The sequence below is a fragment of the Actinomyces sp. HMSC075C01 genome (genome assembly GCF_001812965.1).
GTDB classification, from domain to species: Bacteria; Actinomycetota; Actinomycetes; order Actinomycetales; family Actinomycetaceae; genus Actinomyces; species Actinomyces acetigenes.
Window position 1 is genome coordinate 1 of sequence record NZ_KV811025.1, and the last position, 24,007, is coordinate 24,007.

21 protein-coding genes, 3 tRNA genes and 1 pseudogene are annotated in these 24,007 nt (G+C 65.1%); 9 read left to right on the forward strand and 16 right to left on the reverse strand.

Annotated features, from left to right (window positions below; translation table 11 throughout):
- The 3 genes from HMPREF2883_RS10185 to HMPREF2883_RS10190 form a co-directional block, all read right to left on the reverse strand.
- Window positions 1-323, reverse strand: a 323-nt coding sequence (locus HMPREF2883_RS10185; RefSeq protein ID WP_141759101.1) for a transposase family protein, incomplete at its 3' end; no start/stop codon positions are given.
- Window positions 324-387: 64 nt separating this feature from the next.
- Window positions 388-708, reverse strand: coding sequence for a hypothetical protein (locus HMPREF2883_RS14320; RefSeq protein WP_256277435.1), 321 nt, complete (start codon window positions 706-708; stop codon window positions 388-390).
- Between the two features lie 112 nt (window positions 709-820).
- Window positions 821-2,047: an alpha-amylase family protein gene (locus HMPREF2883_RS10190; RefSeq protein ID WP_070661886.1), complete on the reverse strand. Its 1,227-nt coding sequence runs from the start codon at window positions 2,045-2,047 to the stop codon at window positions 821-823.
- Between the two features lie 180 nt (window positions 2,048-2,227).
- Between HMPREF2883_RS10190 and HMPREF2883_RS10195 the strand changes: the two genes are divergently transcribed.
- The 5 genes from HMPREF2883_RS10195 (at window position 2,228) to def (ending at window position 7,066) form a co-directional block, all read left to right on the forward strand.
- Window positions 2,228-3,547, forward strand: a complete 1,320-nt coding sequence (locus HMPREF2883_RS10195; RefSeq protein WP_070661945.1) for a deoxyguanosinetriphosphate triphosphohydrolase — start codon at window positions 2,228-2,230, stop codon at window positions 3,545-3,547.
- Window positions 3,548-3,615: 68 nt separating this feature from the next.
- Window positions 3,616-5,631: a DNA primase gene (gene dnaG / locus HMPREF2883_RS10200; RefSeq protein WP_070661888.1), complete on the forward strand. Its 2,016-nt coding sequence runs from the start codon at window positions 3,616-3,618 to the stop codon at window positions 5,629-5,631.
- A 49-nt stretch (window positions 5,632-5,680) separates the two neighbouring features.
- The gene (locus HMPREF2883_RS10205; protein WP_070661891.1) at window positions 5,681-6,247 is read left to right on the forward strand and encodes a hypothetical protein; all 567 of its coding nucleotides are present in this window, start codon (window positions 5,681-5,683) and stop codon (window positions 6,245-6,247) included.
- Window positions 6,248-6,337: 90 nt separating this feature from the next.
- Window positions 6,338-6,412 (forward strand) — tRNA-Asn (locus tag HMPREF2883_RS10210).
- Window positions 6,413-6,574: 162 nt separating this feature from the next.
- Window positions 6,575-7,066 carry a peptide deformylase gene (gene def / locus HMPREF2883_RS10215; protein WP_070661893.1) on the forward strand — a complete coding sequence of 164 codons (492 nt, stop codon included), beginning with the start codon at window positions 6,575-6,577 and terminating at the stop codon, window positions 7,064-7,066.
- Window positions 7,067-7,166: 100 nt separating this feature from the next.
- On the opposite strand, the gene HMPREF2883_RS10220 is transcribed toward def, so the two are convergent.
- The 4 genes from HMPREF2883_RS10220 to HMPREF2883_RS10235 form a co-directional block, all read right to left on the reverse strand.
- Window positions 7,167-7,667 (reverse strand): DUF3145 domain-containing protein, encoded by a 501-nt coding sequence (locus HMPREF2883_RS10220; RefSeq protein WP_034513182.1) that lies wholly within the window; start codon window positions 7,665-7,667, stop codon window positions 7,167-7,169.
- A gap of 174 nt (window positions 7,668-7,841) precedes the next feature.
- Window positions 7,842-9,095: a beta-ketoacyl-[acyl-carrier-protein] synthase family protein gene (locus HMPREF2883_RS10225; RefSeq protein ID WP_070661896.1), complete on the reverse strand. Its 1,254-nt coding sequence runs from the start codon at window positions 9,093-9,095 to the stop codon at window positions 7,842-7,844.
- 8 nt (window positions 9,096-9,103) lie between these two features.
- Entirely contained in the window at window positions 9,104-9,355 is a 252-nt protein-coding gene (locus tag HMPREF2883_RS10230) for an acyl carrier protein (RefSeq protein ID WP_070661899.1), read from the reverse strand.
- Between the two features lie 262 nt (window positions 9,356-9,617).
- On the reverse strand, window positions 9,618-10,817 hold the full coding sequence (locus HMPREF2883_RS10235; RefSeq protein ID WP_176747205.1) for a PucR family transcriptional regulator: 1,200 nt from the start codon (window positions 10,815-10,817) through the stop codon (window positions 9,618-9,620).
- A 264-nt stretch (window positions 10,818-11,081) separates the two neighbouring features.
- On the opposite strand from HMPREF2883_RS10235, the gene aspA reads away from it, so the two are divergent.
- Window positions 11,082-12,560: an aspartate ammonia-lyase gene (aspA, locus tag HMPREF2883_RS10240; protein WP_070661905.1), complete on the forward strand. Its 1,479-nt coding sequence runs from the start codon at window positions 11,082-11,084 to the stop codon at window positions 12,558-12,560.
- 98 nt (window positions 12,561-12,658) lie between these two features.
- On the opposite strand, the gene HMPREF2883_RS10245 is transcribed toward aspA, so the two are convergent.
- Window positions 12,659-13,300, reverse strand: coding sequence for a DUF3060 domain-containing protein (locus HMPREF2883_RS10245; RefSeq protein WP_070661908.1), 642 nt, complete (start codon window positions 13,298-13,300; stop codon window positions 12,659-12,661).
- 108 nt (window positions 13,301-13,408) lie between these two features.
- Entirely contained in the window at window positions 13,409-16,162 is a 2,754-nt protein-coding gene (aceE, locus tag HMPREF2883_RS10250; RefSeq protein ID WP_070661911.1) for a pyruvate dehydrogenase (acetyl-transferring), homodimeric type, read from the reverse strand.
- A 398-nt stretch (window positions 16,163-16,560) separates the two neighbouring features.
- On the opposite strand from aceE, the gene HMPREF2883_RS10255 reads away from it, so the two are divergent.
- Together HMPREF2883_RS10255 and HMPREF2883_RS10260 are read left to right on the forward strand one after the other, a co-directional pair.
- Window positions 16,561-16,965 (forward strand): DUF3052 family protein, encoded by a 405-nt coding sequence (locus HMPREF2883_RS10255; protein WP_070661914.1) that lies wholly within the window; start codon window positions 16,561-16,563, stop codon window positions 16,963-16,965.
- Between the two features lie 164 nt (window positions 16,966-17,129).
- A tRNA-Val gene (locus tag HMPREF2883_RS10260) sits at window positions 17,130-17,205 on the forward strand.
- A gap of 46 nt (window positions 17,206-17,251) precedes the next feature.
- Here HMPREF2883_RS10260 and HMPREF2883_RS10265 read toward each other — a convergent pair.
- From HMPREF2883_RS10265 to HMPREF2883_RS10275, 3 genes are all read right to left on the reverse strand, one after another.
- Window positions 17,252-18,292 (reverse strand): DUF1266 domain-containing protein, encoded by a 1,041-nt coding sequence (locus tag HMPREF2883_RS10265; protein WP_070661918.1) that lies wholly within the window; start codon window positions 18,290-18,292, stop codon window positions 17,252-17,254.
- 88 nt (window positions 18,293-18,380) lie between these two features.
- Window positions 18,381-19,553 carry an aminotransferase class I/II-fold pyridoxal phosphate-dependent enzyme gene (locus HMPREF2883_RS10270; RefSeq protein ID WP_070661920.1) on the reverse strand — a complete coding sequence of 391 codons (1,173 nt, stop codon included), beginning with the start codon at window positions 19,551-19,553 and terminating at the stop codon, window positions 18,381-18,383.
- A 125-nt stretch (window positions 19,554-19,678) separates the two neighbouring features.
- Window positions 19,679-19,763, reverse strand: a tRNA-Leu gene (locus HMPREF2883_RS10275).
- A gap of 69 nt (window positions 19,764-19,832) precedes the next feature.
- On the opposite strand from HMPREF2883_RS10275, the gene HMPREF2883_RS15605 reads away from it, so the two are divergent.
- Window positions 19,833-20,408 (forward strand): helix-turn-helix domain-containing protein, encoded by a 576-nt coding sequence (locus tag HMPREF2883_RS15605; RefSeq protein WP_256277436.1) that lies wholly within the window; start codon window positions 19,833-19,835, stop codon window positions 20,406-20,408.
- 355 nt (window positions 20,409-20,763) lie between these two features.
- Here the strand turns inward: HMPREF2883_RS15605 and HMPREF2883_RS15610 are convergent, their stop codons facing one another.
- The 4 genes and pseudogenes from HMPREF2883_RS15610 to HMPREF2883_RS10300 all read right to left on the reverse strand — a co-directional run.
- Complete coding sequence (locus HMPREF2883_RS15610; protein ID WP_070661948.1) at window positions 20,764-21,003, reverse strand: hypothetical protein; 240 nt, start codon at window positions 21,001-21,003, stop codon at window positions 20,764-20,766.
- Window positions 21,004-21,366: 363 nt separating this feature from the next.
- Window positions 21,367-22,878, reverse strand: a complete 1,512-nt coding sequence (locus HMPREF2883_RS14325) for an AlbA family DNA-binding domain-containing protein (RefSeq protein WP_075370972.1) — start codon at window positions 22,876-22,878, stop codon at window positions 21,367-21,369.
- 134 nt (window positions 22,879-23,012) lie between these two features.
- Complete coding sequence (locus HMPREF2883_RS10295; protein WP_009233135.1) at window positions 23,013-23,255, reverse strand: helix-turn-helix domain-containing protein; 243 nt, start codon at window positions 23,253-23,255, stop codon at window positions 23,013-23,015.
- A 138-nt stretch (window positions 23,256-23,393) separates the two neighbouring features.
- Window positions 23,394-24,007 (reverse strand): annotated as a pseudogene (locus tag HMPREF2883_RS10300) (hypothetical protein); the annotation flags it as partial.

The following is a 24,007-nucleotide window of genomic DNA, read 5'->3' on the forward strand; positions in this document are numbered from 1 at the left end:
CAGCTCCAGCAGGGCATCAGGGTGCCGTCCAGGACGTAGTCGCAGCCCGGGGCGACCTCCTCGGCGGTGATGAGGTAGCCGTCCAGGGCGCGGGTGACCAGCTCAGGGCGGGCCTTGACGGCCCGGGAGACGGTGGGCTGGGACGCGCCGAGCAGCTCACCGATGGCGGCCTGGGGAAGGTTGTGGCGAAGGTAGATCAGTGTCGCCTGCAGCGACCCGGCCACCCCGAGGATCGCCGGGATGGTGTGGAGCGGTTTGCTCTGGCTGATCCACTGGGTCAGCTCGGCGAACTGATGGGCACTCAGCCCGGTGGTACACTTCACGGCGATGGCTCGTTTCCATAGAGGTTTTGTCTGGCGACAAGAATTCTCCCACAGGAACGAGCCATCACCCCTGCGTAACACACCCACACAAACCCCAACACCCCCCTGAATAACCTTCATTGGCGACGGTCTGGACCGCTACCGAGATGCCCTGCTGATTGCCCCAGGTCTTGGCAATCTCCTTGAGAGAGTCTGCCTTCTTCTGATCCGCCCAGATGACCAGGTCGGCGTTGGACCTGTCTCCGGAGGTGTCAGATGCCTGCGAGGCAACACCCCCCGAGGCTGCCGTGCCCGAAGTGCTGCGTGAGCCGGAGCAGGCTGCCAATGTTGGCACGGTGGAGGCCAGGGCCGCCATCGTCAGGAAGGATCGGCGGGTGGGTGCCACAGGGATTCTCCTTCGAATCAGATCCGGAGCGAGGAGTCCCTCGCCTGGCACCATAATTTAACTGGCCTATGCAATGAATGCAAGGGACTGATGAAACTTGCACCCGTGTGCTCTAGGCGACGGTCGTGGCCTCCAGCCACGTCGTCGTCGTCGGGGGCACGAGTAGACGCCCCTCCTCCTGACGCAGGGGCTGAGAGGACAGAAGAACTTTGGCCTCAGCCGGCAACGTGACGGGGGAGTCGGAGGTGTTGACGACGACCAGGACACCGCGCACCAGGAACGCGAGGGTCTGGGGCGGGCACCACTCCAGGCCGACGACGAAGGCCAGGGGAGCGCAGGCCAGGTTGTACTCCTGGCGCACGTGAGCCGCGTGCCGCACAGTCGCAGCCGGAGAGCCGAACTGGGAGGACTGCACCTGGGTGTGCTCAGCAACCATGTCGGCCAGCTCCAGGGGGGCGGTCGGCTTGTCGGAGTCGGTCAGGGAGATCTCGTCGCCCTGACGCAGGTAGAGCGAGCCAGGCAGGGCCAGCATCATGGCCTGCAGGGCCAGCCCTCGACGCAGCCGTTCCTCGTGGTCAACGGAGTACCAGCGCCGTCCGTCCCCCGGATCCAGGTGCTCGGAGAGAATGTGGGGCGGAAGGAATCGCCAGGTGGGGGGTGCTCCGAAGCGGTCGTGCTCGTCCAGTGACCGGGTCAGGTGGGACGTGAGGGACTCGGCGTTCCACCGTGTCAGCGTCAGGCAGTCATCGCGCAGGTGGTGCACCCAGTCGTCCTGGAGGTGATGACGGAGTGACTCCGGGTAGTCGGCGGTCACGTCGGCACCGAGGATGCCCTCGTCGACGTACTCGGCCAGCTGTCCGTGCAGCATGGCGCAATAGGTGCTGAGTCGATCCAGCCGGATCTCGCTGGTGAGCTGAGGAGGCACGATCGTACCCAGGTCGATCCCGGCCGCACCGGCCTGCAGGTAGGCCTCCGAACGGCGCAGCAGATCGTCAGCGGCTCGTTCGAGACCGGTGACGAAGGTAGTGTTCTGCTTGGCGTAGGGGCCCGTGATCGGACCGAGCGCTCCGGAGATGCGCACGATGGTGCGCAGCCCCCGCCCACTGGCCTTGTCGATGAATCGGCGGATCGAGTCCAGCTCGGTGTCGACGTCGAGCAGGCTGGGACGGATGAGTACCGCATCCATGCCCAGGTAGAGGGCGTGCTCGATGATGGGGTCGGTGCGGTCCAGGTCGGCCGCCCCCAGGTCCGGTGAGGGGATCTCGTAGACCAACGCGTGGCGCCACCACTCTTCCGGACCGTCGTAGGGCCGGTGAACGAGAGTCGTGGTGGTGGTCACAGCAGGTGTCTCCCTTCCGCCGGGCGCGTGCCCAGGGACTTGACGTCCGAGAAGTGATTCATCGATATGAGGAGGATGCGTGGCGACCACAAGCTGGAGGGATCGGGTACCGGCGCTCCTCTGGGACGGTGTCGGAATGGTGACGTCCATCGTAACCCCCTTCTGCGTTACCTTGTGACCATGTCAGTGCAGAAATCTGGATCAGAGCCTGTGCGTATCGACGCAAGCGGCGGTTTCGGCCTATCCGGGTACCAGCTGCGGGACGCTGAGCGCTTCGTTCACGAGCAGGCGAAGAATCCCCAGCGCACCCCTTTTGAACGCGACAGGGCCCGGGTCCTGCACTCCTCGGCACTGCGGCGCCTGGGGGCCAAGACCCAGGTGCTGGGGCCGTCTGCCGACGACTTCGTGCGCACCCGGCTCACCCACTCCCTGGAAGTGGCGCAGGTGGGGCGCGCCCTGGGGCAGGCGCTGGGATGCGACCCCGATGTCGTCGATACCGCCTGCCTGTCCCACGACCTGGGCCATCCTCCCTACGGGCACAATGGGGAGAAGGCACTCGACGTCGTGGCCCGCCAGATCGGGGGCTTCGAGGGCAATGCCCAGACCTTCCGGATCCTCACCCGCCTGGAGCCCAAGACCCTCGACGGGAACGGTCGGCCTGTCGGTGTCAACCTCACCCGGGCCAGCCTCGACGCCGTCGCCAAGTACCCCTGGCTCAAGGGCAGGGGACCGGGCGGTCCGAGCGGGCGCAGTGCGCGCAAGTACTCCGTCTACGACGATGACGCCGAGATCTTCTTCTGGATGCGTCAGGGGGCCCCGGAGGGCAGGCGCTGCATCGAGGCGCAGATCATGGACCTGTCCGACGACGTCGGCTACTCCGTCCACGACGTCGAGGACGCCATCGCCCTGGGGCGCCTGGATCCGGCCTGCCTGACCGACCCCAAGGAGGTTGATGAGCTGCTCGAGGCCACGCGGGCCTGGTACGGCACCGACCTGAGCGCCGACGCCCTCGGGGCGGCTTTCGAGAGGTTGACCGGTCAGCCCTACTGGATCCGCTCCTACAACGGTTCCGTGGCCGACGCCGCGCACCTGAAGAACCTCACCAGCGAGATCATCGGACGCTTCGTCTCGGCGGTCGCCACCGCCACCCGCCAGACATACGGCAACGGACCTCTGACCCGCTACGAGGCCGAGCTCGTCATCCCCGAGGAGACGGCTGCGGAGATCCTCCTCCTCAAGGGCATTGCCGTGCGCTACGTCATGGAGCCGAGGGAGCATGAGCCGGTCTACCTGCGTCAGCGCACCCTCGTGTTCGACCTCGCCGACGTCCTCATGACCGGCGGCGGGAAGGGCATCGACCCGGTTCTGCTCGACGTCTGGCACCGGGCCGACAACGACGACGAGCGCCTGCGGGTGGTCGTCGACCAGATCGCCTCCCTGACGGACACCTCCGCGCGGGCCTGGCACGCCCGACTGTGCGGCATGTTCTCCGAGGTCTAGCTGTACTGATCGGGCAGCTCGTCCAAGCCCTGGCGCAGGATGTCGGTGCCCTCGCCTACGATGACCCTGTGGCGGGACTGATCAGGCGTGAGGACATCGAGGCGGTGCGTGAGCGCGCCAGGCTTGAGGACGTCGTCGGTGAGCACGTGACCCTCAAGAGCGCCGGCGTCGGCTCGCTCAAGGGGCTGTGCCCCTTCCACGACGAACGCACCCCCTCCTTCCACGTCCGCCCCCAGCTCGGCTACTGGCACTGCTTCGGCTGCGGCGAGGGCGGAGACGTCATCACCTTCATCGAGAAGATCCACCACCTCGGATTCGCCGAGGCGGTCGAGTATCTCGCCGACCGCACCGGGGTCCAGCTTCGCTACGAGGAGGGCGGTGCGGTACGGCGCGGGGTGGAGCCGGGCACTCGGCAGCGCCTCATGGACGCCAACCGCCTGGCCGAGGCCTGGTTCCGCGAGCAGCTCGCCACCCCGGAGGCCCAGCCGGGGCGGGACTTCCTCACGGCCCGCGGCTTCGACCGTCATGCCGCCGCGCACTTCGGCGTCGGCTACGCGCCCGCCGGATGGGACAACCTCGCCCGGTATCTGCGCGGGGCCGGCTACACCGAGGCTGAGCTGGTCGACTCCGGTCTGTGCAGCCGGGGCGGGCAGGACGGGCGCCGCGTCTACGACCGCTTCCGTGGTCGCCTCATCTGGCCCATCCGCGACGTCACCGGAGCCACTGTCGGCTTCGGGGCGCGCAAGCTCTCGGAGGAGGACCAGGGCCCTAAGTACCTCAACACCCCCGAGACCCCCGTCTTCCACAAGAGCCAGGTGCTTTACGGGCTGGACCTGGCCAAGCGGGAGGTCGCCCGCTCCCACCGGATCGTCGTCGTCGAGGGCTACACCGACGTCATGGCCGCGCACCTGTCTGGGGTGACCACGGCCGTGGCCACGTGCGGGACCGCCTTCGGCGCGGACCACGTGCGGGTGGTGCGCCGCCTGCTGGGGGATGTGGACGACCCCGCGGCGGGCGTGGTCACCGGCCAGGGGCGCGAGGCTCGGGGAGGCGAGGTCATCTTCACCTTCGATGGTGACGCGGCCGGCCAGAAGGCCGCCCTGCGCGCCTATGCCGAGGATCAGCGCTTCGCCACCCAGACCTTCGTGGCCGTCGACCCCGGCGGCCTGGATCCCTGTGATCTGCGCATGAAGGAGGGGGACCCGGGCATCCCGCGCCTGCTGTCCCGGCGGGTGCCGTTGTTCGAGTTCGTCATCCGTACCTCCCTGTCCCACCTGGACCTGGACACCTCCGAAGGTCGGGTCCGGGGGCTGCGCTCGGCGGCGCCGGTGGTGGCCGGCATCCGGGACCGGGCGCTCAAGCGCGAGTACACCCGCAGGCTGGCCGGATGGCTGGGGCTGCCCGACGCCGAGGTCCACGCCGCAGTCCAGGCCGCCAGCAGGCGGGGGGCGCAGCCCAATGCCGCACGGGGAGGCCAGTGGCCCGCCGATGAGACCGCCGGCCCCGATGCCGCCGTCCCGGTGCGGGGGCTGCCGCCGGTAACCGACCCCGTTGAGCAGCTCGAGCGTGAGGCCCTGGCCGTCATCATCCAGTTCCCGGTGGCGGCCCACCAAGCCGGCGCCGACGAGCTCGGGGCCGACTCCTTCGGCCAGCTCACCCACCGGGCCGTCTACGAGGCCGTCGCCGCCGCCGGAGGAACTGCGGAGGTGCCGGGGCTGGTTCAGCAGGCGGTGGCCGCCGGCATGGGGGAGCAGGAGGCGCAGCGCCGGGCCACGCTGCGTTGGCTCCAGCAGGTACGCGACGGCGCCATCGGCCTGGTCGAGGCCGCCATCACCGAGCTCGCCGTGGCACCCCTGCCACTGCCCACCATCCGGGGACGCGGCACCGAGGTGGACGCCTCCGGGCTGGAGCGCTACGCCAAGGGCGTGCTCGACTCCCTGGCCGTCATGGGCATCAACCGCCGGCTCGTCGAGATGCGCTCACGCCACCGGCGGATGTCGCCCCAGGAGGAGGGCTACCGCGAGCTGTTCTCCCAGATCGCCGCCCTCGAGCAGCGCCGCATGCAGATCCGGCAGGGGACCTGAGACCGGCCGGTGGCCCGCTGGGCGAGTAGCTGCGGGTAGCCTGACGGTCATGCCGATCCTGCGACGTCGTCAAGGCTCATCCACCCGCTCCACCGCCACGCTTCCGCTGAAGATGCGCGAGCAGCTGCGCGAACCCGCCCTGGGAGCCGTTCCCCTGGACACGGACGGCTCAGCATGGGCGGTGGCCACGGCCGACGCCCTCGTGGTCTTCAACGGGCGAAGCGGACCCGAGGTCCATGCCTGGGACGAGGTGGAGCAGGGGACCTGGGACGGGCAGGAGCGCGTCTTCACCCTGAGGTGGTCGCAGCAGGATCGCGAGGACCTCGTTTTGAAGGTTCCGGCAGGAGTCCGTAATGGCGACGCCTATGCCGCCGCAGACGTCGCCCCCTTCGCCAAGGCCCTGCGCCAGCGGGTGGAGGCGGCCATCATCCACAGTGCCGTGACAACGCTTCCCAGCGGCGCCACGGCCACGGCGAGCGTGCGTCGAGGCGGGGACGGCGAGCTGTACTCCGTCACCCGGCCCCTGATCTCACAGGTCGATGAGGTGGAGGATCGCCGGGCGCTTCAAGAGCTGGAGAACCGCGTCCGCGAGGGTGTGGGCCTGCCCACACGATAGGATGCCGTTGGAATAGCAACGTTTCCTCCGGTTCGCCGGATTCGACGTCGCCGCGGGATGTTGCTAAAGTTCACTGCGCGTCAAGCGCATTCCTGCGTAGCTCAATGGCAGAGCATCCGACTGTTAATCGGACGGTTGCTGGTTCGAGTCCAGCCGCAGGAGCCACCAGGGGAGTCCTCAGCCGATCGGGCCGGGGCTCTTCCTTTTTCATGCGTCAGGCTCGGGGTCCATCCGGCCTGCGCCGGATGTCGCCGGTGGCGGGCGAGCACCAGATCGCGACAGGGGCCGAACATGACCTCGTCGCTCTGGTCGTGGGAGGATGCCGCCATGGCATACCGTGACATCCGCATCATTGGCGACCCGATCCTGCGCACCGAGTGCGACTGGATCACTGACATCGACGACTCCGTCAAGGCCCTGGTCGAGGACCTGCTCGAGACGGTCGATGAGGACGGCCGGGCCGGCCTGGCCGCCAATCAGATCGGGATCGGTCTGCGCGCCTTCTCCTGGAACATCGACGGCGAGATCGGCTACGTCCTCAACCCCAAGATCGTCGAGATCTCCAAGGACGAGTACCAGGACGGGGACGAGGGCTGTCTGTCAGTGCCGGGCCTGTGGTTCCCCACGGAGCGGGCCTGGTACGCCCGGGCGGAGGGAGTGAACCTGGACGGCAAGGAAGTCGTCGTCGAGGGGGAGGAGCTCATGGCCCGTTGCATCCAGCACGAGTGCGACCACCTGGAGGGCCACCTCTACCTCGATCGCCTCGACCGGAAGAACCGGGCCAAGGCGATGAAGGAGCTGCGAGCGCAGGGACTGTAACGTCGCCAGAGATACAGACCGGGTGGGGCAGCAGATCTTGCGACCTGTTGCCCCACCCGGTTTGCAGTAGGCGATGAGGCCTCCCGTGCGCGGCGTGCTCCTAGCCGACGCGGTGCAGCCACCGCACGGGCGCGCCGGCTCCGGCGTAGCGGAAGGGCTCGAGCTCGTCGTCCCAGGCCTGCCCCAGAGCCAGATCGAGCTCGCGGCGCATCCTGTCAGGATCGGCGGCATAGACGAGCGCGGCGCGGATCCGGTCCTCGGGGACGACGACGTTGCCGTGAACATCCGTCTGTGCGTGGAAGATACCCAGGTCTGGGGTGTGGGACCAGCGGCCGCCATCGGTGCCGACGCTCGCCTCCTCGGTCACCTCGTATCGCAGGTTCGCCCAGCCGCGCAGGGCCGAGGCAAGGCTGGCTCCCGTTCCAGCGGGCCCCACCCAGCTGGTCTCGGCTCGCATCATGCCCCGAGCCGCAGGCTGCTCGGTCCAGTCGAGGTGGACACGCGAACCGAGCACCTCGGCCGCTGCCCACTCGATGTGGGGGCAGAGCGCCCGAGGTGCTGAATGCACGAAAAGTACACCGCGGGTGTAGGCACCGATCATGAGTATCGCCTCCTGGTTGGTTTCGAGATTCGCCTTCCCCAACGGTCTCGACCCGCAACCGGGCTCATGTCATGACGTACGCGGCATGCATGGCTATTGTGCCTGACCGCACCGGCCGGGTCCAGCGTGGTGGGTCACAGGCGGGACCACATGGCGACTCCCTCCCGAGCACGACTACTGGCGGGCGAAGACCAGGGCGACGTTGTGCCCTCCGAAGCCGAAGGAGGTACTGGCCGCCGCCGTCAGGTTGGGCAGGTCCCGGCCCTGTGGTCCAACGACGTCCAGCCCGAGCCGGGCCAGTTCCGGATCCACTCCGGCCGGCAGCAGCGTGGGTGGGGCCCAGCGCTCCTGCAGCGCCATGACGGTCAGCACCGCCTCCAGCCCCCCGGCTCCGCCCAGGAGGTGACCGGTGGCGGACTTCGTGGCGCTGACGGCCGCGTCCGGCACCGTCCTGGCCAGGACACCGGCCTCGACGACGTCGCCGGCCGGTGTCGAGGTGGCGTGGGCGTTGACGTGCCCAACAGCGCCGGCGTCAAGGCCCGCGCGCCCCAGAGCCATCCGCAGGGCTCGTTCCTGCTCCGTGCCCGACGGCTCCGGTCGTACGACGTCATAGGCATCGGCAGTGACCCCAGAGCCTGCCAGCACGGCCAGGACCCGTGCGCCACGGGCCAAGGCGTGCGCAGCGCGCTCCAGGACGAGGATCCCGGCGCCCTCACCCAGGACGAAGCCGTCACGGTCCGGGGCGAAGGGGCGTGAGGCGGTCTGAGGGTCGGCGTTGCGCGTGGACAGGGCCCGCATCGCGCCGAAGGCGGCCACGGTCATCGGGTGGAGGGCCGCATCCGTGCCCCCGACCACGACGACGTCGGCCCGCCCCAGAGCGATGAGGTCCGCGCCGTAGGCGATGGCCTCGGCTCCGGAGGCGCAGGCCGAGACAGGAGCATGGATACCACCGTGTGCCCCCAGCTCGATCCCGACTGCGGCCGCAGGGGCATTGGGCATGAGCGCCGGGACCGCCGTCGGCAGAACCCGCCGGGGCCCCTTGTCCCTCAGGGCGTCCCAGGCCTCCATAACCGACAGGACCGGCCCCATGCCCGGGGAGACGGACACCGCCAGACGCTGTGAGGCGACCTGCGGGGCCCCCGCCTGCTCCCAGGCCTGGCGGGCGGCCAGCAGTGCGCACTGACTGGCACGGTCGAGGCGGCGCAGCTGGCGGGGCGGGAGTATCTCGGCGGGATCGACCGCTAGGGGAGCGCCGATCCGCACAGGTAGGTCATGGCTCTCGACCCACTCGTGCTCAAGGGTACGAACCGCGCAGGCGCCCTCGTGCAGGGCGCTCCAGGTGGACTCAACGTCTGCGCCCAGAGGATTGACGGTTCCCAGTCCGGTGACGACGACGTCATCCGGGCGGCACTCGGCTTCCGGGCTCATGTCTGTCGTCAGGCCTTCTTGGAGGTCACCAGGTCAACCAGGGCTCCGACGGTGGGCAGAGTCGGGATGAGGGAGTCGTCCAGGGCCACACCGAAGCGCTCCTCGACCTGGGTGGCGATGGTCAGCAGACCCAGGGAGTCGACGTCGAGGTCCTGGGCGAAGGTGGTGTCCCGAGTGATGTCCTTGGCCGCGACGCCGGACTCCTCGCTGACGATCTGGGTGACGATGGACAGGACGTCGGCGTTGTTCTGCTCAGCCATGGTGGCTCCTTCAGGCGCCGTGACGGAGCATCCAGGATCCGTGACGGCGCTGTGACTCGATGATGGTTGTGGTTCGCCGGCGGAGGTACCGCAGGTCGGACCATTGTCCCAGATGAGCAGGGGTGCTTAGGAACCGGTGCACCACCGGGGGTCGGCTCACGGCCGGGGCGCGGTCGTAGCGTCACGACCGGACCAGCCCGAAGGTGACGGACGGTCCGGTCGCGCAGAAGAGGATGCGGACGCTCATCGCGCCCACGGTGCGTCAGGCCTCTCGGCTGACAGCCAGTCGGCCCACGATGATCGCCATGTGCAGCATGAGGCCGTCACGGGCGTTCGTCGCGTCCCAGCCGACCTGCTCGCTGACGCGGCCCAGGCGGTAGCGCACCGTGTTGGCGTGCACGAACAGGTTCCGGGCAGTGGCCTCCAGGCTTCCGCCCAGCGCCAGGTAGGTGGCCACCGTGCTTTCGAAGGGATCGCCCATCTCGTGCAGGGGCGCGTGCACCAGGTTGAGGATCTGCTCACAGGCGAGCTCGTCGCCGGCCAGGAGCCGCTCGGGGAGGAGGTCGTCGGCGTGAACCGGGTTTGGCGCCTCGGCCCAGCCGGGCAGAGCTCGCAGCCCGGCCAGGGCCGAGCGCAGCGAACGACCCGCGTGCGAGATCCCTGGAACCACCGGGCCGACGACGGCCGACCCGCCCAGACCGCCGGCCACCTGCATGGCGGCCTGGTCCACCAGCTGCTCAGCGGTGGCCTCCCGGCCGGAGTGCTTGGACGCTGGGGTGTGAGCCGCCGGGCTGTCACCCAGGATGATGAGGACGGAGTCGCCTCGTACCGATACCAGGCAGTCGCTGGCCAGGTTGCGGCACTCGTGGCGCAACCTGGAGACGCCGAGCGCATCCAGAGTGGTCTTGGCGGCGATCGCCACCACAGGTCCGGTTCCGTTCCAGCCGGCAGTTCCGGCTCGGGTTGCGGCGTCCTCGGGGTCGTCGTGAAGCATCGCGTCGACCGCTACGGATTCCAACCGGGCGTCCCAGGCGCCGCGGGCCTCGGCCGCCCGGGCGTACACCTCGGCCGCGGCGAAGCCGACGTCACGCCCGAAGGTCAGGACGAGGATGCGGACGGTGTCATGGTCCTCCTCGGGTACGGCACGAGGAGCCTCGTCCACGACGACGTCGAGGACCGTACGCACCAACGCCAGGGTCTGCTCCAGCGTAATGACACCGGTTAGAGCCGCAGGGGCAACGGAGAAGATCTGGGAGGGGGTCAGCGGGGTCGAGGGGTTCTCCGCCGAGTCGACGAACATGGTGACGCCCAGGCGGGCCACCGCTGCGATCTGGTCGCGCGATCCCTCCGGCAGGGTTCGGTAGAAATCATGGGCCGAACTGATGCGGTCCAGTGAGTGTTCAATAATTGTGTCCTGCGCCTGTCGCAGTGCAGACACTCCCGGAGCGCTCAACTCATCCATACTGTGGATGCTACCGACTGGAATATCCTGAGGACAGTAGGTTCTCGATTGGCGCGGCGTGTGATCCGACACGAGTTTGTGTTGAAAATACGGGGATAACTGAGGGTGGTGTGTCGCGGAGACGGAGCGGATTGCGCAGGTTACAATAGCGTAACCATTGTGGAAGCCATGGTATGTGAATCTGCAATGACCCGAATGTGTGCGTCGTATGCCAGCATGGATGCGCACAGGCAGGTGCCTAGCTAGACAACTCGGAGGCTCAGGATGACGAAGGCAACCCGCACAGAGGAAGATCTTCTTGGTGCACGGGAAGTTCCATTGGATGCCTATTGGGGAATCCATACGCTACGTGCGATGGAGAACTTCCAGATCTCTGGATCTGTGGTCGGTGATGAAGAGGCCTTCGTTCGCGGCATGGTGCAGGTGAAGAAGGCGTCAGCGTTAGCGAACAGTGATCTGGGGGCTATCGACCCGGAGATTGCTGGTGCGATTGTGTGGGCCTGTGACCAGGTGCTGCTTGCCGAGCGCTGCCTTGATCAGTTCCCGGTCGACCAGTTCCAGGGGGGTGCCGGGACCAGCGTTAACATGAATACCAACGAGGTGATCGCCAACCTCGCGCTGGAGTACCTGGGATACGCCAAGGGCCGTTATGACATCATCAACCCCAACGATCATGTCAACAAGTCCCAGTCGACGAACGATGCCTACCCGACTGGATTCCGTTTGGGGCTGTTCGCCCTTGTCAGCTCGCTCATCGAGGAGCTCGAGCGGCTCATTGCGTCGATGCGATCCAAGGGGGCGGAGTTCGTCAATGTTCTGAAGATGGGGCGTACTCAGCTTCAGGATGCTGTTCCTATGAGCCTGGGGAAGGAGTTCGAGGCCTTCGCCGTTCTGCTGGAGGAGGAGGTCAGCCGGCTTCACAACAACGCCGCCCTGCTTCTGGAGGTGAACCTCGGGGCCACGGCGATCGGCACGGGGCTCAACACCCCGCCGGACTATCAGAGCACTGTTGTTGGGCATCTGCGGGAGATCACCGGTTTGGAGGTTCGAGGAGCGCATGACCTGCTGGAAGCCACGAGTGACACGGGCGCATATGTCTCGATGCACGCCGCGATCAAGCGCTTGGCGGTGAAGCTGTCCAAGATCTGCAACGACCTGCGACTACTGTCCTCCGGGCCTCGTGCGGGGCTGGGGGAGATCAGGTTGCCTGAGCGTCAGGCCGGTTCCTCCATCATGCCGGCCAAGGTCAATCCGGTGATCCCGGAGGTGGTGAACCAGGTCTGCTTCAAGGTTATGGGCAACGATGTTGCGCTGACCTTCGCCGCGGAGGCGGGACAGCTCCAGCTCAATGTCATGGAACCGGTGATCGCCCAGGCCATCTTCGAGTCCATCAATCTGCTCACCCGCGGGATGTCGACCCTGCGGGAGCTGTGCATCGTGGGGATCGAGGCCAATGAGGAGGTGTGTCGCCGCAACGTGCTGGACTCGATCGGAATCGTTACCTATCTCAACCCGGTGATCGGTCACCACAACGGCGACCTGGTGGGCCGAGAGTGCGCCCGTTCAGGACGCAGCGTGCGAGAGGTGGTTCTGGAGATGGGGCTGCTCGAGGAACCTGTTCTTGACGAGATTCTCAGCCCCGAGAACCTTCTGCGTCCCCATTTCCGTGACCTGAAGGTCTACTCAGGATCCGATCCGTCAACTCCGCCGGTTGTGTCCACGGCTCCTGGCTCGCAGGAGTAAGGGGGAATCGGCCTTCCGAGGGTCGGCGGGCGGCCGGCGGCGTGCTGTACCGCCTCGCCGACGTCGGAAGGCTGCTTCCAGCTCTGTCGCGAACGGCATCATGAGAAGGAGCGACAGGAGCGGACGACAGGGGCGTGAACGTCCTTGCCGATGATGTTGAGGCCTTGTGGATCCACTTTCGCCTGCGGAGGCCTGGAGTGCCAGAAGACGTAGTTCTGGCTGTCCCCGTCGTTGGAACCGAATGTGACTTTATTGGAGGCGTCGATCCAGACCGTGTTGTCAAAGCCGTTGACGGTCAGTGAATCGATCTCCCCTTCGATGACGACCACGAGACTTTGTGCGGTGATTGTTACGTCTCGTGCGCCTGCCGAGACCTTGACCACCTGATCAGTGGAGAGCTCGTTGGAGGTGACACTGACCTGGTTGGAGGCCGGAATCACCTTAGTGACCTGGGCCTCTGCCTGGGCCCGGGTGTCCTCCGCGTCGTTGTCGGTCAGCTCGTCGTCGTAGTCGCGGATGTCGGAGGACGTGCAGTTGCCGTACTCCAGCGGATCCATGGGGCTGGCGTCCTCCAGCTTCCCAGTGGGCTCCTCCTCGGCCTCCTGAGCGGCGGCATCGTTCTGGCCCGCCGGGGTCGAGGACGTCCCCCTGGCGCCGGTCCAGCCGACTGAGCAACCGGACAGGGTCAGCAGGCACGCGGCCGTGAATGCGGTGGAGCGCAGGAACGGGGAGCGGGACAAGGGAGGACCTCATTCGGCAGACATGGTGGTGCCGGTGGAACACGGAAGACCGCGTTCCACCGGCACCACAATTGGTCAGTGCGTCCAACTATAGCCGCACGGGGCGGATCAGGACTCCCCTCCCTGGGAGCCGGAGGTGCCTGCGTTGACGTTGGTCAAGTCGTAGCGGGCAACGGCCTGGGCCAGGACGGAGTGGTCGAGGCGCCCCTGCTCCACCAGCGCCTGGAGGGCGCGGACCACCACCGACTGGGCGTCGATGAGGTAGTGGCGCCTGGCGGCAGCGCGGGTGTCGGAGAATCCGAAGCCGTCGGCACCCAGGGTGTAGTAGTCGCCGGGTACCCAGGCACGGATCTGGTCGGGGACCAGGTGGTCGTAGTCGCTGGTGGCGATGAAGGGGCCGGTGCTCTCGGAGAGCTTCCGCGTCAGGTAGGGGACCTGCTGCTGGGCGTCGGGAGCCAGGAAGTTGGCCTTCTCCACCTCCAGTGCCTGGCGCCGCAGCTCGTTCCAGCTAGTGACGGACCACGTGGCGGCACGTACGCCCCAGTCCTCGGCCAGGATGCGGCGAGCCTCCTCGATCCAGGGCACTGCGACACCGGAGGCCAGGAGCTGGACCTCGGGGCCCTCGCCGTCGGGAGCCGTGCTGATGCGGTGAATACCGCGCAGGATTCCCTCGACGTCGACGCCGTCGGGCTCGGCGGGCTGGTGGATCGGCTCGTTGTAGACGGTCAGGTAGTACATGACGTCCCGGTTGCGACCTGAGTCCGGGCCGTACCAGCGCTCCAGGGCGTCGCGCACGATGTGCCGGATCTCGTAGGCGTAGGCCGGGTCGTAGCTGATGACGGCGTCGTTGGTGGCCGCGATGACGGGGGAGTGGCCGTCCATGTGCTGGGTGCCCTCACCGGTCAGGGTGGTGCGTCCGGCGGTGGCTCCGATGATGAAGCCGCGGGTCAGCTGGTCTCCGGCGGCCCAGAACTGGTCGCCGGTGCGCTGGAAGCCGAACATCGAGTAGAAGATGTAGACCGGGATCATGGGCTCGCCGTGGGTGGCGTAGCTCGTGCCGGCCACCTGGAACAGGGAGACTGAACCGGCCTCGTTGATGCCTGTGTGCATGAGCTGACCGGAGGTGGACTCCCGGTAGGACAGCATCATGTCGGCGTCGACCGGCGTGTAGTTCTGACCCTGGGTGTTGAAGATCTTCTTGGTGGGGAAGAGCGACTCCAGCCCGAAGGTGCGCGACTCGTCCGGAACGATCGGCACGATGCGCCGTCCGATGCCCTTGTCCTTGATGAGCTCCTTGAGCAGGCGCACGAAGGCCATCGTGGAGGCGACCTCCTGCTTGCCCGAGCCGCCCTTGAGGATGTCGTAGGTCTTGTCGCCCGGCAGCTCGAGCTCGACGCCGGCATCGCGACGCTCGGGGATGAAGCCTCCGAGCTGGCGGCGCCGGTCCAGCATGTAGAGCAGCGAGGGGTCGTCGGCGGCCGGCCGGTAGTACGGCGGCATCTTCGGGTTGGCCTCGAGCTGCTCGTCGGTGATCGGGATGTGGAGCCGATCGCGCAGGGCCTTGAGGTCATCCAGCGTCAGCTTCTTCATCTGGTGGGTGGCGTTACGGCCGGCGAAGTGGCCGCCCAGGAGGTAACCCTTGACCGTGTGCGCCAGGATGACAGTGGGCTGGCCCTTGTGCTCCGTGGCCGCCTTGTAAGCGGCGTACATCTTGCGGTAGTCGTTGCCGCCGCGCTGCAGGGCCCAGATCTCGTCATCAGTCCAGTCCTTGACGAGCTCGGCGGTGCGCGGGTCGCGACCGAAGAAGTGCTTGCGGATGTAGGCGCCGTCGTTGGCCTTGAAGGTCTGGTAGTCGCCGTCGAGCGTCTCCATCATGAGGTGCTCGAGGGCGTGGTCCTTGTCCGCGGCGAGAAGCTGGTCCCAGCCACGGCCCCAGATCACCTTGATGACGTTCCAGCCCGCGCCCTTGAAGAAGGCCTCCAGCTCCTGGATGATCTTGCCGTTTCCGCGCACCGGACCGTCGAGGCGCTGCAGGTTGCAGTTGATGACGAAGGTGAGGTTGTCCAGCTGCTGGTTGGCGGCCAGCTGCAGCATGCCGCGCGACTCGGGCTCGTCCATCTCACCGTCGCCCAGGAAGGCCCAGGTGTGCTGCTGAGAGGTGTCCTTGATGCCTGCGCCCTGAAGGTACTTGTCGAACCAGGCCTGGTAGATCGCCTCGGAGGGGCCAAGGCCCATGGAGACGGTGGGGTACTCCCAGAAGTCCTCCATGCGGCGCGGGTGGGGGTAGGAGGGCAGGCCGCGGCCACCTGCCGGGCGGGACTCCTCCTGACGGAAGCCGTCCAGGTCCGCCTCGCTCAGGCGGCCCTCGATGAAGGCGCGGGCGTAGTTGCCCGGTGAGGCGTGGCCCTGGAAGAAGACGTGGTCACCGCCGCCGGGGTGGTCCTTGCCGCGGAAGAAGTGGTTGAAGCCGACCTCGTAGAGGGTTGCGGTCGAGGCGTAGGAGGAGATGTGACCGCCGACCCCGACCCCGGGGCGCTGGGCTCGGGTGACCATGACGGCGGCGTTCCAGCGCAGCCAGCGCCGGTAGGTGCGCTCTGCGCTCTCGTCACCGGGGAAGTAGGGCTCATTGGCGACGTCGATGGTGTTGATATACGGCGTCGTCGTCTCGGTGGGAACCGTGACGTTCTTCTGCCGGGCCTGAGCCAGCATGCTCAGCAGGATGTAGCGCGCTCGCTTGGCGCCCTTGTCCGCGATGAGGGCATCGAGGGACTCGTGCCACTCCTTGGTCTCCTCTGGGTCGTTGTCGGTCACCTTCGTCAGGAGGCCGTCAATGAGCGGCGTGGAGTCACTGGTGGGGCTCACGGAATCCTCTTTCCTCGCGTCTGTGCGGTCGGCCCGAGCCTCATTGCGTGCCGTGGTGCCGATGGCGGCATCGGCGTGCGCCTGAAGCCAGACCGCTGTGGATGACGGCCCTAATCTACGACCTGCGACGGGGCGAACGCTGCACCGAACGGGAAGAAAGTCCCACTTCATGTATGATGTAGATCACTTAGTGATGGGTTGGTTTCGCTGGCGAGCACTGAGGGGTGTGGAGCCTCAAGGGGGCGGTCGCGTCAGAATCGATCTTCAAAGGAAAGTCCAAGGTAATCTGACGTGCGTGTTCACTTGCGCGGTTGGTGCCGGGTGCGGTGGGCTAGTACTCATCGCCCAGCAGCGGGCGAACGGTAGACGGGCCAGGCCCAGAAGGACGGTGTAAGGACGTGGCGAGTACAGCGGGTGGGGCTTTCGGCTTCGCCTCCGGTCTCATCATTCAGGAGTTCGGCTACGACGTCGACGTCGACGAGACCTTGCGTCAGGCCGTTGAGGCGGAGACCGGAACCACTCTGGTGGACGAGGACTACGAGGACGTGGCCGACTCGGCCATCGTGTGGTGGCGTGACGACGACGGCGACGTCGATGACCTCACCGACCTCCTCGTGGACGCCCAGGCCAACCTCGACGGCGCAGGGCTCATCTGGGTGCTGACGCCCAAGGCGCGTACTACCGGCGCCGTCCAGGCAGCCGAGGTGGAGGAGGCTGCCGCGACAGCCGGCATGCACGCGACCTCTGCCGCCTCCATGGGGCAGCACTGGAGTGGCATCAGGGTCTCCAGCCGGGGGCGCTGAGGCGACCCGATGACTGCGCGGCGTACTGCTCCCTCAGAGGCGGAGATGGTTGGTGGCCCGTCCGGTGGAGGCGGTAAAGTCTCCGGCTGAGGCGGCTCGCGCCGTCAGTTGCGTGTGCAGGCACCGGGTGCTCGGGCAGTGTGCTCCCGGCAGCGTCTGCACCTGGACCTGTAGCTCAGTTGGTAGAGCAACGCGTTTACACCGCGTCGGTCGTCGGTTCGAGTCCGGTCGGGTCCACCACAAGCTCCGTACCCGCTCTGTCGCGGATCGCCGTTGACGTGATCCTTCAGGCGCGCTTGGCGAACCGGTGGTGCTGCTCGGCGTGGGTGCCGAAGTGCTGGGGGCGGTGCTGCCCGCGGACAATGACCTGATCGTCGACCCAGCGCTCCCACCGTGTGGCCCGCTTCCTCTCGCCCGCACCCAACGGTGTGGCCACACCGGCGTCGAGGAGGTCGTCGAGAATGAGGAACGAGGGCTCGGGAGTCTCGACGTCCCAGTCGATGAGCCCCCACGGCCCGTCGGGGCTGAGAAGAACCAGCGAGCGGTTGAGGTCGTGCAGGTCGTTGAAGTGCTCGTCCTTGCCGCTCGTGGAGTTCCAGTACCAGCGTGCCAGCCGGAATGACTCCGACACCTGCGTCCAGCTCCGATAGCGCCCTCGCAGCCCGCGATCCAGGATCGCGAGCGTGTCCCAGGTCTCGTCCTCGGTCAGCCAGCCCAGCGCGAATCCGCAGCGCGTCAGCATGCCGGCACGGATCAGGTCCCAGGCGGAGAAGTCCACGTTACGGATGTCCCGATCATTGTTGAGCATGCGCTCGAGGCGCCACAGTGTCTCGGCCGCGTCTGAGGAGGACTCGGCAGCTTCTCGCAGCTCGTGGCGTTCGGCCTCCGCCAGGGAGGTGTCGACCCAGCGGGCGCGCTCGGCATCGAAACCGGTGCGGTGGCCGGAGGTGATGAGCCAGTGGACTCGGGAGAGGAGATCGGCGCGCGAGCACACTCCCCAGTCGAGGGAGAGCATGGTGCGCGTGCCGTCGAGATCGGAGCAGGTGAGCCGGTCCCACGGGTCCCGGCGGCACAGGGAGTACGGCGCGCAGATCGCCAGGAGCCGCTCATGGGGACCGGCGGCGAACTTCTGGGGCTCGGAGTGTCTGACGGGCCGATGATGCTCAGTGAGCTCATTCCATGTGGACTCCTCACCCCGGTGTGGGGCGGAGGATGCCGTATCGCGGCGCAAGCGTATTTTCTGATGGATTGATTTGGAGATCTCGACGGCGGCGATCACTCCAAAAGCTACCAGCGCGGCGGAGAGGAGCAGGGTCTGCATGGACATGACGAGAATTGTGCAACATGTGAACAGGTGAGTGCCACATTGATGCACGCGACTCGATATCGGATTATTGAGTTGAATGCCTGTTTATTTACAAACTGTTAATGAAAGTTTCGAGACGCTTCATTCCCTCGTGCAGCTCGTCGCGGGAGGCAGCGTAGGACAGTCGCACGTGGGAGTGGGCCGTGGTCGTGGAGAAGTCCTGCCCCGGAGTGAGTGCCACATGAGCCTCCTCCAGGGCGCGGTGGCAGAAGGTCTGGGCATCAAGCCCCGTGGAGGAGACGTCGAAGTAGACGTAGAAGGCGCCGTCGGGCAGGACCGGAACCGGGAGGCCGATGCGTTGCAGCCCGTCGAGCACGATGCTCCTGCGGGCGAGGAGCTCTTGGCGGCGCTGCTCGCACACGGAGATGGATTCGGGGGAGAAGGCTGCCAGCGCGGCCTGCTGGACGGGCGTCGAAGCGCACAGGAAGTAGTTGACTGCCAGGTTCTCCGCGGGGGTCACCAGCTCCTCGGGAAGGATCGCCCAACCCAGGCGCCATCCCGTCATCCCGAAGTACTTGGAGAAGGAGTTGACGACGATCGCCTCAGGATCGGCCTCCAGGACGGTGCGCGCTGGTGTGCCGTCCTCGCCTGGATCAGCCAACCCCAGGTAGATCTCGTCGACGATCCGCCAGGCGCCGCGTTCACGGGCCAGCGCGCAGATCGACGCCAGCTCCTCGAAGGGGATCGACGTGCCCGTGGGGTTGGACGGGGTCGCCAGCATCACCGCGCTCGTCTGAGGAGTCCACGCCGCCTCGGCTGCGGCCCGGTCCATCTGGTAACGGCTGGCAGGACTGGTGGGCGCCAGAACGATCCGGCCACCGTAGGTCTCCACCAGCTGCCGGTTGCAGGGATAGGACGGATCGGCGATGACGACGTCGTCACCGGCTTGTGTGGTGGCGGCGGCCACCAGCAGGAGCGCCGACGACGCACCCGTGGTCACGACGATCCGGGCAGGATCGACCTCGACGCCGTGCCTGTCCCGGTAGAAGCCGGCAATGGCCTCACGCAGTGCGAGCAGGCCCAGGGCAGGGGAGTAGGGCAGTGGTCGGCCGTCCATGACGCGGCACATCTCCTCTCGAACAGCGGGAGGGGCGCCGAAGTCGGGCTCACCCAGGCTGAGCTTGGCGATCGAGTGGCCCTCCGCCTGGAGGACTCCAGCGCGTTCACCAATGCTCATCGCATAGAAGGGCTGAGCGGCTTTGGCCCGGGCGGCGATCTTCATGACGGCTCCTTGACTCGAGGCAGGACAGGGCCAGTGTCCCCCTTCCCATAGCGGGAGGGCAAAGGTTTCGTGAGGGAACGGCGACGTTTCGAGAACCAGAGGTGAGGGTTTGTATAGCGATGCTGTGGTGCCTCCGGCGGGACTCGAACCCGCACGCCCGTAGGCAGCGACTTTTAAGGTCGCGGTGTCTACCGATTCCACCACGGAGGCAAGACGTGCCCCAATGCTTGAGTAACTGGGGCGTCAGTACAACTCCGCACCATTGACCCTAACAACCTGATGGTGCTGCTGGACTTCCGAAGGAAGCTGGCCGCCGGTGAGGGCGGCCAGGTGTGTACCCGCCCCAATGTAGCGCATCCGCCGGCTACTGACGGGTCGGATGGCGCGGCGGGCGATGCTGACGAGCCCAGGCCGTCTCACGGGGCAGATGCGGCAGAGCCAGAAGGTGAGCCCCTGCAACGGCGGCCCACCGCACCGGCCACCAGCGTGGGGGAGCGGCCGAACGGTGAGAGTGATGCGCCCGACACAGTGTCAAGGTCGCCGCGCAAGGTTGGCCGCATCAAGCAGACGAAGTTCCGGCCGCTCACACCCGAGCAGCGCCAGCAGGTGATTGACCTGTACCGCGCCGGTGTCCCGGTCAAGGAGATCGTCCGGCAGACGGGTGTCAACCGCTCGACGGTCTACCGGCTGCGCGGGCAGGCAGGGCTGGAGCGCAGCCACCGCTTCACCGACGAAGACCGTGCTCAGGCGATCCTCCTCCGCCAGCAGGGCCTGACCATCGCTGAGATCGCCAAGCGGCTCGGCTTCAGCAGCATGACCATCGGACGCCACCTGGCGGCTGCTCGCAAGGAGTGACGGCAGAGGCGGTGAGCGTGGGCCTCCATCGTCGAAGAGCGCCCAGAGTTATCTGGGGAGCGGATAGTGTTTGCCACCGACCAGCTTAAGACTGGTGTGCCGTCGTGGGCATCCCATCACGGCCAGTAGAACGGTACCGGTCGCCAGGAAAGTGTTTTAGAACTCGTTGCTGGAAGGCCTGCGCAGCACGTGCCCATTCATTCTATCCTCTTAGTGTGCCAAAATTGCTTAAAACTATTGACATTTAGGCTGAAAAGCCTATAATCGTAGGTAGACACAGGCCAACACCGTGTCACCAGGATCTCCGGCGGGTGGTTTCTAAGCCACACAGCGGGAGATTTTTATTTGGTGAGCTTTAACGCGGTTTCCTATCAAAGACTGACATGAAGTCCTTGCGGCCGGTACGCTTGTCTTCCTTGACCTGCACGCAGAAGTACACACCGTCTTTCGTGACGCCGTAGAAGCGGTGCAGCATAATGTTGAGATCATCTGTCCGAAAAATAGTATCTGGTGCGATCTGAGAATGACGAAGCAGGTCAAGTGCCGCTTTGTAGAACTTGAGCCTTTTCCGTCGTTCCTTTGGGTGCTTCTGCATCAGGTGAGTCCAAAATACGTCGAGAAAGATCTTGCTGCTATTGAAATATTTCGACCTCACATATGGTTGTCGTTTGCTTGATTGTGCGACGACATGATACTCGGCTCGAGCCCGCTTTAATACTTCATCATAGGATGATCCAGACAAACGCGGATATTTTGATATATATACATGCATTACTCCAATCAGTATACAATGATTGTGGGGCTATGAGAAGGTTTGGCTTGATTGTTAAGTAAGCAAGCTGAAGTCTGTTTTGTGTCTATTAGTGAATCGGTAAGCAATCACCGGGAGCGGCTGGCTTTTGCTCATCGAGTGTTCTCCATCTTGGTGACAACACTGACTGATGAGGTAATGCCTGTATTATTCACTCTGGTGCTTGTTGATGAAACTTCGAACGTCTGGATGGTCGCTCCACCACCATCCGTTGTTGAATTTAAGTGATTGCCGTTTCGCAGTACTAATTGCTTCATTCAGCGCCGCGGCGACCTGGAAATCGCTCCTTCCAGGAAACAACTCGTGCCGCATTCCTTCATCTTCGATGAGTTGAGTGAGGATCGGGTAAGTGCGATATTGATTGAAGGCAGAGGATGCAGGGTATGCGTCGCCATCGTGCGTTTCATCGGCTGCAACAATGATGCAATACAAAATGTCAAACTGACACAACGAATTGAGAACGGTATCGCTTTCAGGGATGACCTCTGCATTAGTGGATACTGTGTCTGGTACATCAGGACGCATCGCGGGATGCTCGACCATAAGTAGTCGTGCTGGGGGAATCATGAGGCTTCCCCGATTGTCGGCAGGAAATAATTCTGCACGAGACGCTTCAACTTGGCCGTGGCGGATCCACGATGTGTAGACGTACGTGAAGGCGTCGATTTTCGGAGGATAGGGCTGGAGTACAAGATTGGATATAGTTGACCAGGCTTTGCATCGAACAGCGGCTGCGCCGATGATGTAGCAGCGAACGATGATTGCGAGTTGCTTTGATGGATCTTGCGGGTCAAGTTGCTTATACGCATCGAACAGGCGGGTGATCGTCAGATCAACAATGTCGAATTTGCCGAGGAACAGAGCCTGCACAGCGATGATGGTTGCCTTATTGAGTGCCTCGACATAACGTTCCTCGTCGGCGGCGAATCCGGAGAGCTGAGACAGGAAGTAGCGGATACGCATGTCTCCGCTGAGTTCAATATTGGTGAGCAGCGCCTCGACGAACGTGTCGTCTGACATGTCTATTGATAGCGGCACATTGGATCGCCCACCTGGGCTTCGCAACGACCTGGCAACTTCTGCTACCAGAGATTCGATGTCTTTTCGTGCATCGTCGCGGATGCGCTGATCATGCTCCCGTAGCAGTTCATTCCAGTGCGACCATCGAAGAGGTGCGTTTTGCGCGCCATCTCGGATGCAGATGTCGCCCTCGCGAAATATGGTTGTCGGTCGCTTGTGCTCGTCGGAGTACTGCCCAAGAGAACTCATCGGTACTGGCAGACCGCTTTCGTTATGGTGAGCGTAGATGAGAATTATTTCGTTGTCGCTAACGGTGTGGAACTGCGAGGTGACGTGCACAGGGCCCTCTGTGTACCTGCGGATAAGGTCGTTGAGACGCGCACCATCGAAGAGTTCACGTGTCTTCTGATCAAAAGTTCCTTGCGGGGCAACAGGCTTTCCGCTGTCATCAACTCTGATGAGGATGTATCCGCCTGGCGGTCGGTTCGACATAGACACAACATCTTTGACGAACTTTACTTTACCCTCGTTCTTCGAAAGGTCAACGCTTTCTTTGAATTCGAGGTGTTGTTGTTCTGGCTCAGAGAGCAACTCAGTGAGTTTCTCGATGTCGGTGCGACCGTCAACAGTGACTGCCATTATTCCTCCGTTATTCTGTTTTGGCTATTCTGTAGTAAGTATACAGAAGAATACCACAGAATGATGAAATCAATGAGGAATGGGGGACGTGCAGCAGCGACTACACCGGTGGCAGTTGGCGACTGCTTCCGTCGCTACACCTCCAGCCCACTCACCAACCCGCCGGCGTCGGTGTCGAGGGCGTGGGCGATGCGGAGGATGTTGTGGAGGCTGAGGTTGCGTTGGCCGCGTTCGACCTGGCCGATGTACGACCAGTGCAGGGTGGTGCGCTCGGCCAGCTTCTCCTGCGACAGGCCCAGCTGCTCGCGGCGGGCGCGCACACGCCGACCAAACTCACCAGTGGCTGGTGAGAGCGGTGGCTTGCGGTCGGTGGGCACGGCTCCATCTCAACCGGCGAAAGACTCCTAATCCAGAGACTATGTATCTCACGACGATGTATCCTGTGGCTGTCCGCAGCGGTCGAGCTGGTGAGGAGGTGGATGAGATGAACGGCGGAAGCTGACTATCCCTAGGAACTAGCCCTCTCTCGAGGAGGCGACTGCCTCAGGCTGCTTGGTCTGGGGCAGCTCGTCGTTGGTTGCCCACGTGAAGGCCACGCCAGATTGGGGGAGTAGCCAACTAGAGGTCTCGACGGTGATCTCCTTGCCTGGTACAGCCTCCGGCGAATGGACGACGCTGGAAGCCGGCGTGGTCGCCATCGTGTCACTGACCTGGACTTCAGCAATGGTGGTGTCTGTGTAGTCCAGACGGAGTGACCATCCTCGTGTCGGCTGGGCAACGGCGAAGTACAGCCGGTGGCTCCACTGTGGGGTGATGGTGCGGAAGACCTGGCGGATGCGCACTGGTGTGCCGCTTCTGGCGTCTTCGTCTAGGTCGACGCTGTAGGTCTGGCCGGTAGCACGCGTGCTGCGGCGGATTGGCTGTGGCCGGCCATCGACGGTCAGCTCCAGCAGCTCGTACGCCTCCCGATGGCGAGCGTCCATGCCAGGGCGCGGTGCCATGAACCAGGTGGAGGTGGTAGGTACGTCCTGGCGCAGCTCGTTGTACTCATCCTGGTCAGACACACAAGCGAAGCGCCGGGTGGCACTGCTGGGCACGGTGGTGTACTCCCACTCCACCGTGACGTCCA

Coding starts and splice junctions, on each gene's coding strand:
- HMPREF2883_RS10195 (WP_070661945.1), top strand. CDS start 2,228: ATGTCAGTGCAGAAATCTGGATCAGAGCCTGTGCGTATCGACGCAAGC.
- HMPREF2883_RS10205 (WP_070661891.1), top strand. CDS start 5,681: ATGCCGATCCTGCGACGTCGTCAAGGCTCATCCACCCGCTCCACCGCC.
- def (WP_070661893.1), top strand. CDS start 6,575: ATGGCATACCGTGACATCCGCATCATTGGCGACCCGATCCTGCGCACC.
- HMPREF2883_RS10220 (WP_034513182.1), bottom strand. CDS start 7,667: ATGATCGGTGCCTACACCCGCGGTGTACTTTTCGTGCATTCAGCACCT.
- HMPREF2883_RS10225 (WP_070661896.1), bottom strand. CDS start 9,095: ATGAGCCCGGAAGCCGAGTGCCGCCCGGATGACGTCGTCGTCACCGGA.
- HMPREF2883_RS10230 (WP_070661899.1), bottom strand. CDS start 9,355: ATGGCTGAGCAGAACAACGCCGACGTCCTGTCCATCGTCACCCAGATC.
- HMPREF2883_RS10235 (WP_176747205.1), bottom strand. CDS start 10,817: ATGGATGAGTTGAGCGCTCCGGGAGTGTCTGCACTGCGACAGGCGCAG.
- aspA (WP_070661905.1), top strand. CDS start 11,082: ATGACGAAGGCAACCCGCACAGAGGAAGATCTTCTTGGTGCACGGGAA.
- HMPREF2883_RS10265 (WP_070661918.1), bottom strand. CDS start 18,292: ATGTCCATGCAGACCCTGCTCCTCTCCGCCGCGCTGGTAGCTTTTGGA.
- HMPREF2883_RS10270 (WP_070661920.1), bottom strand. CDS start 19,553: ATGAAGATCGCCGCCCGGGCCAAAGCCGCTCAGCCCTTCTATGCGATG.
- HMPREF2883_RS15605 (WP_256277436.1), top strand. CDS start 19,833: ATGGTGCTGCTGGACTTCCGAAGGAAGCTGGCCGCCGGTGAGGGCGGC.
- HMPREF2883_RS15610 (WP_070661948.1), bottom strand. CDS start 21,003: ATGCAGAAGCACCCAAAGGAACGACGGAAAAGGCTCAAGTTCTACAAA.
- HMPREF2883_RS14325 (WP_075370972.1), bottom strand. CDS start 22,878: ATGGCAGTCACTGTTGACGGTCGCACCGACATCGAGAAACTCACTGAG.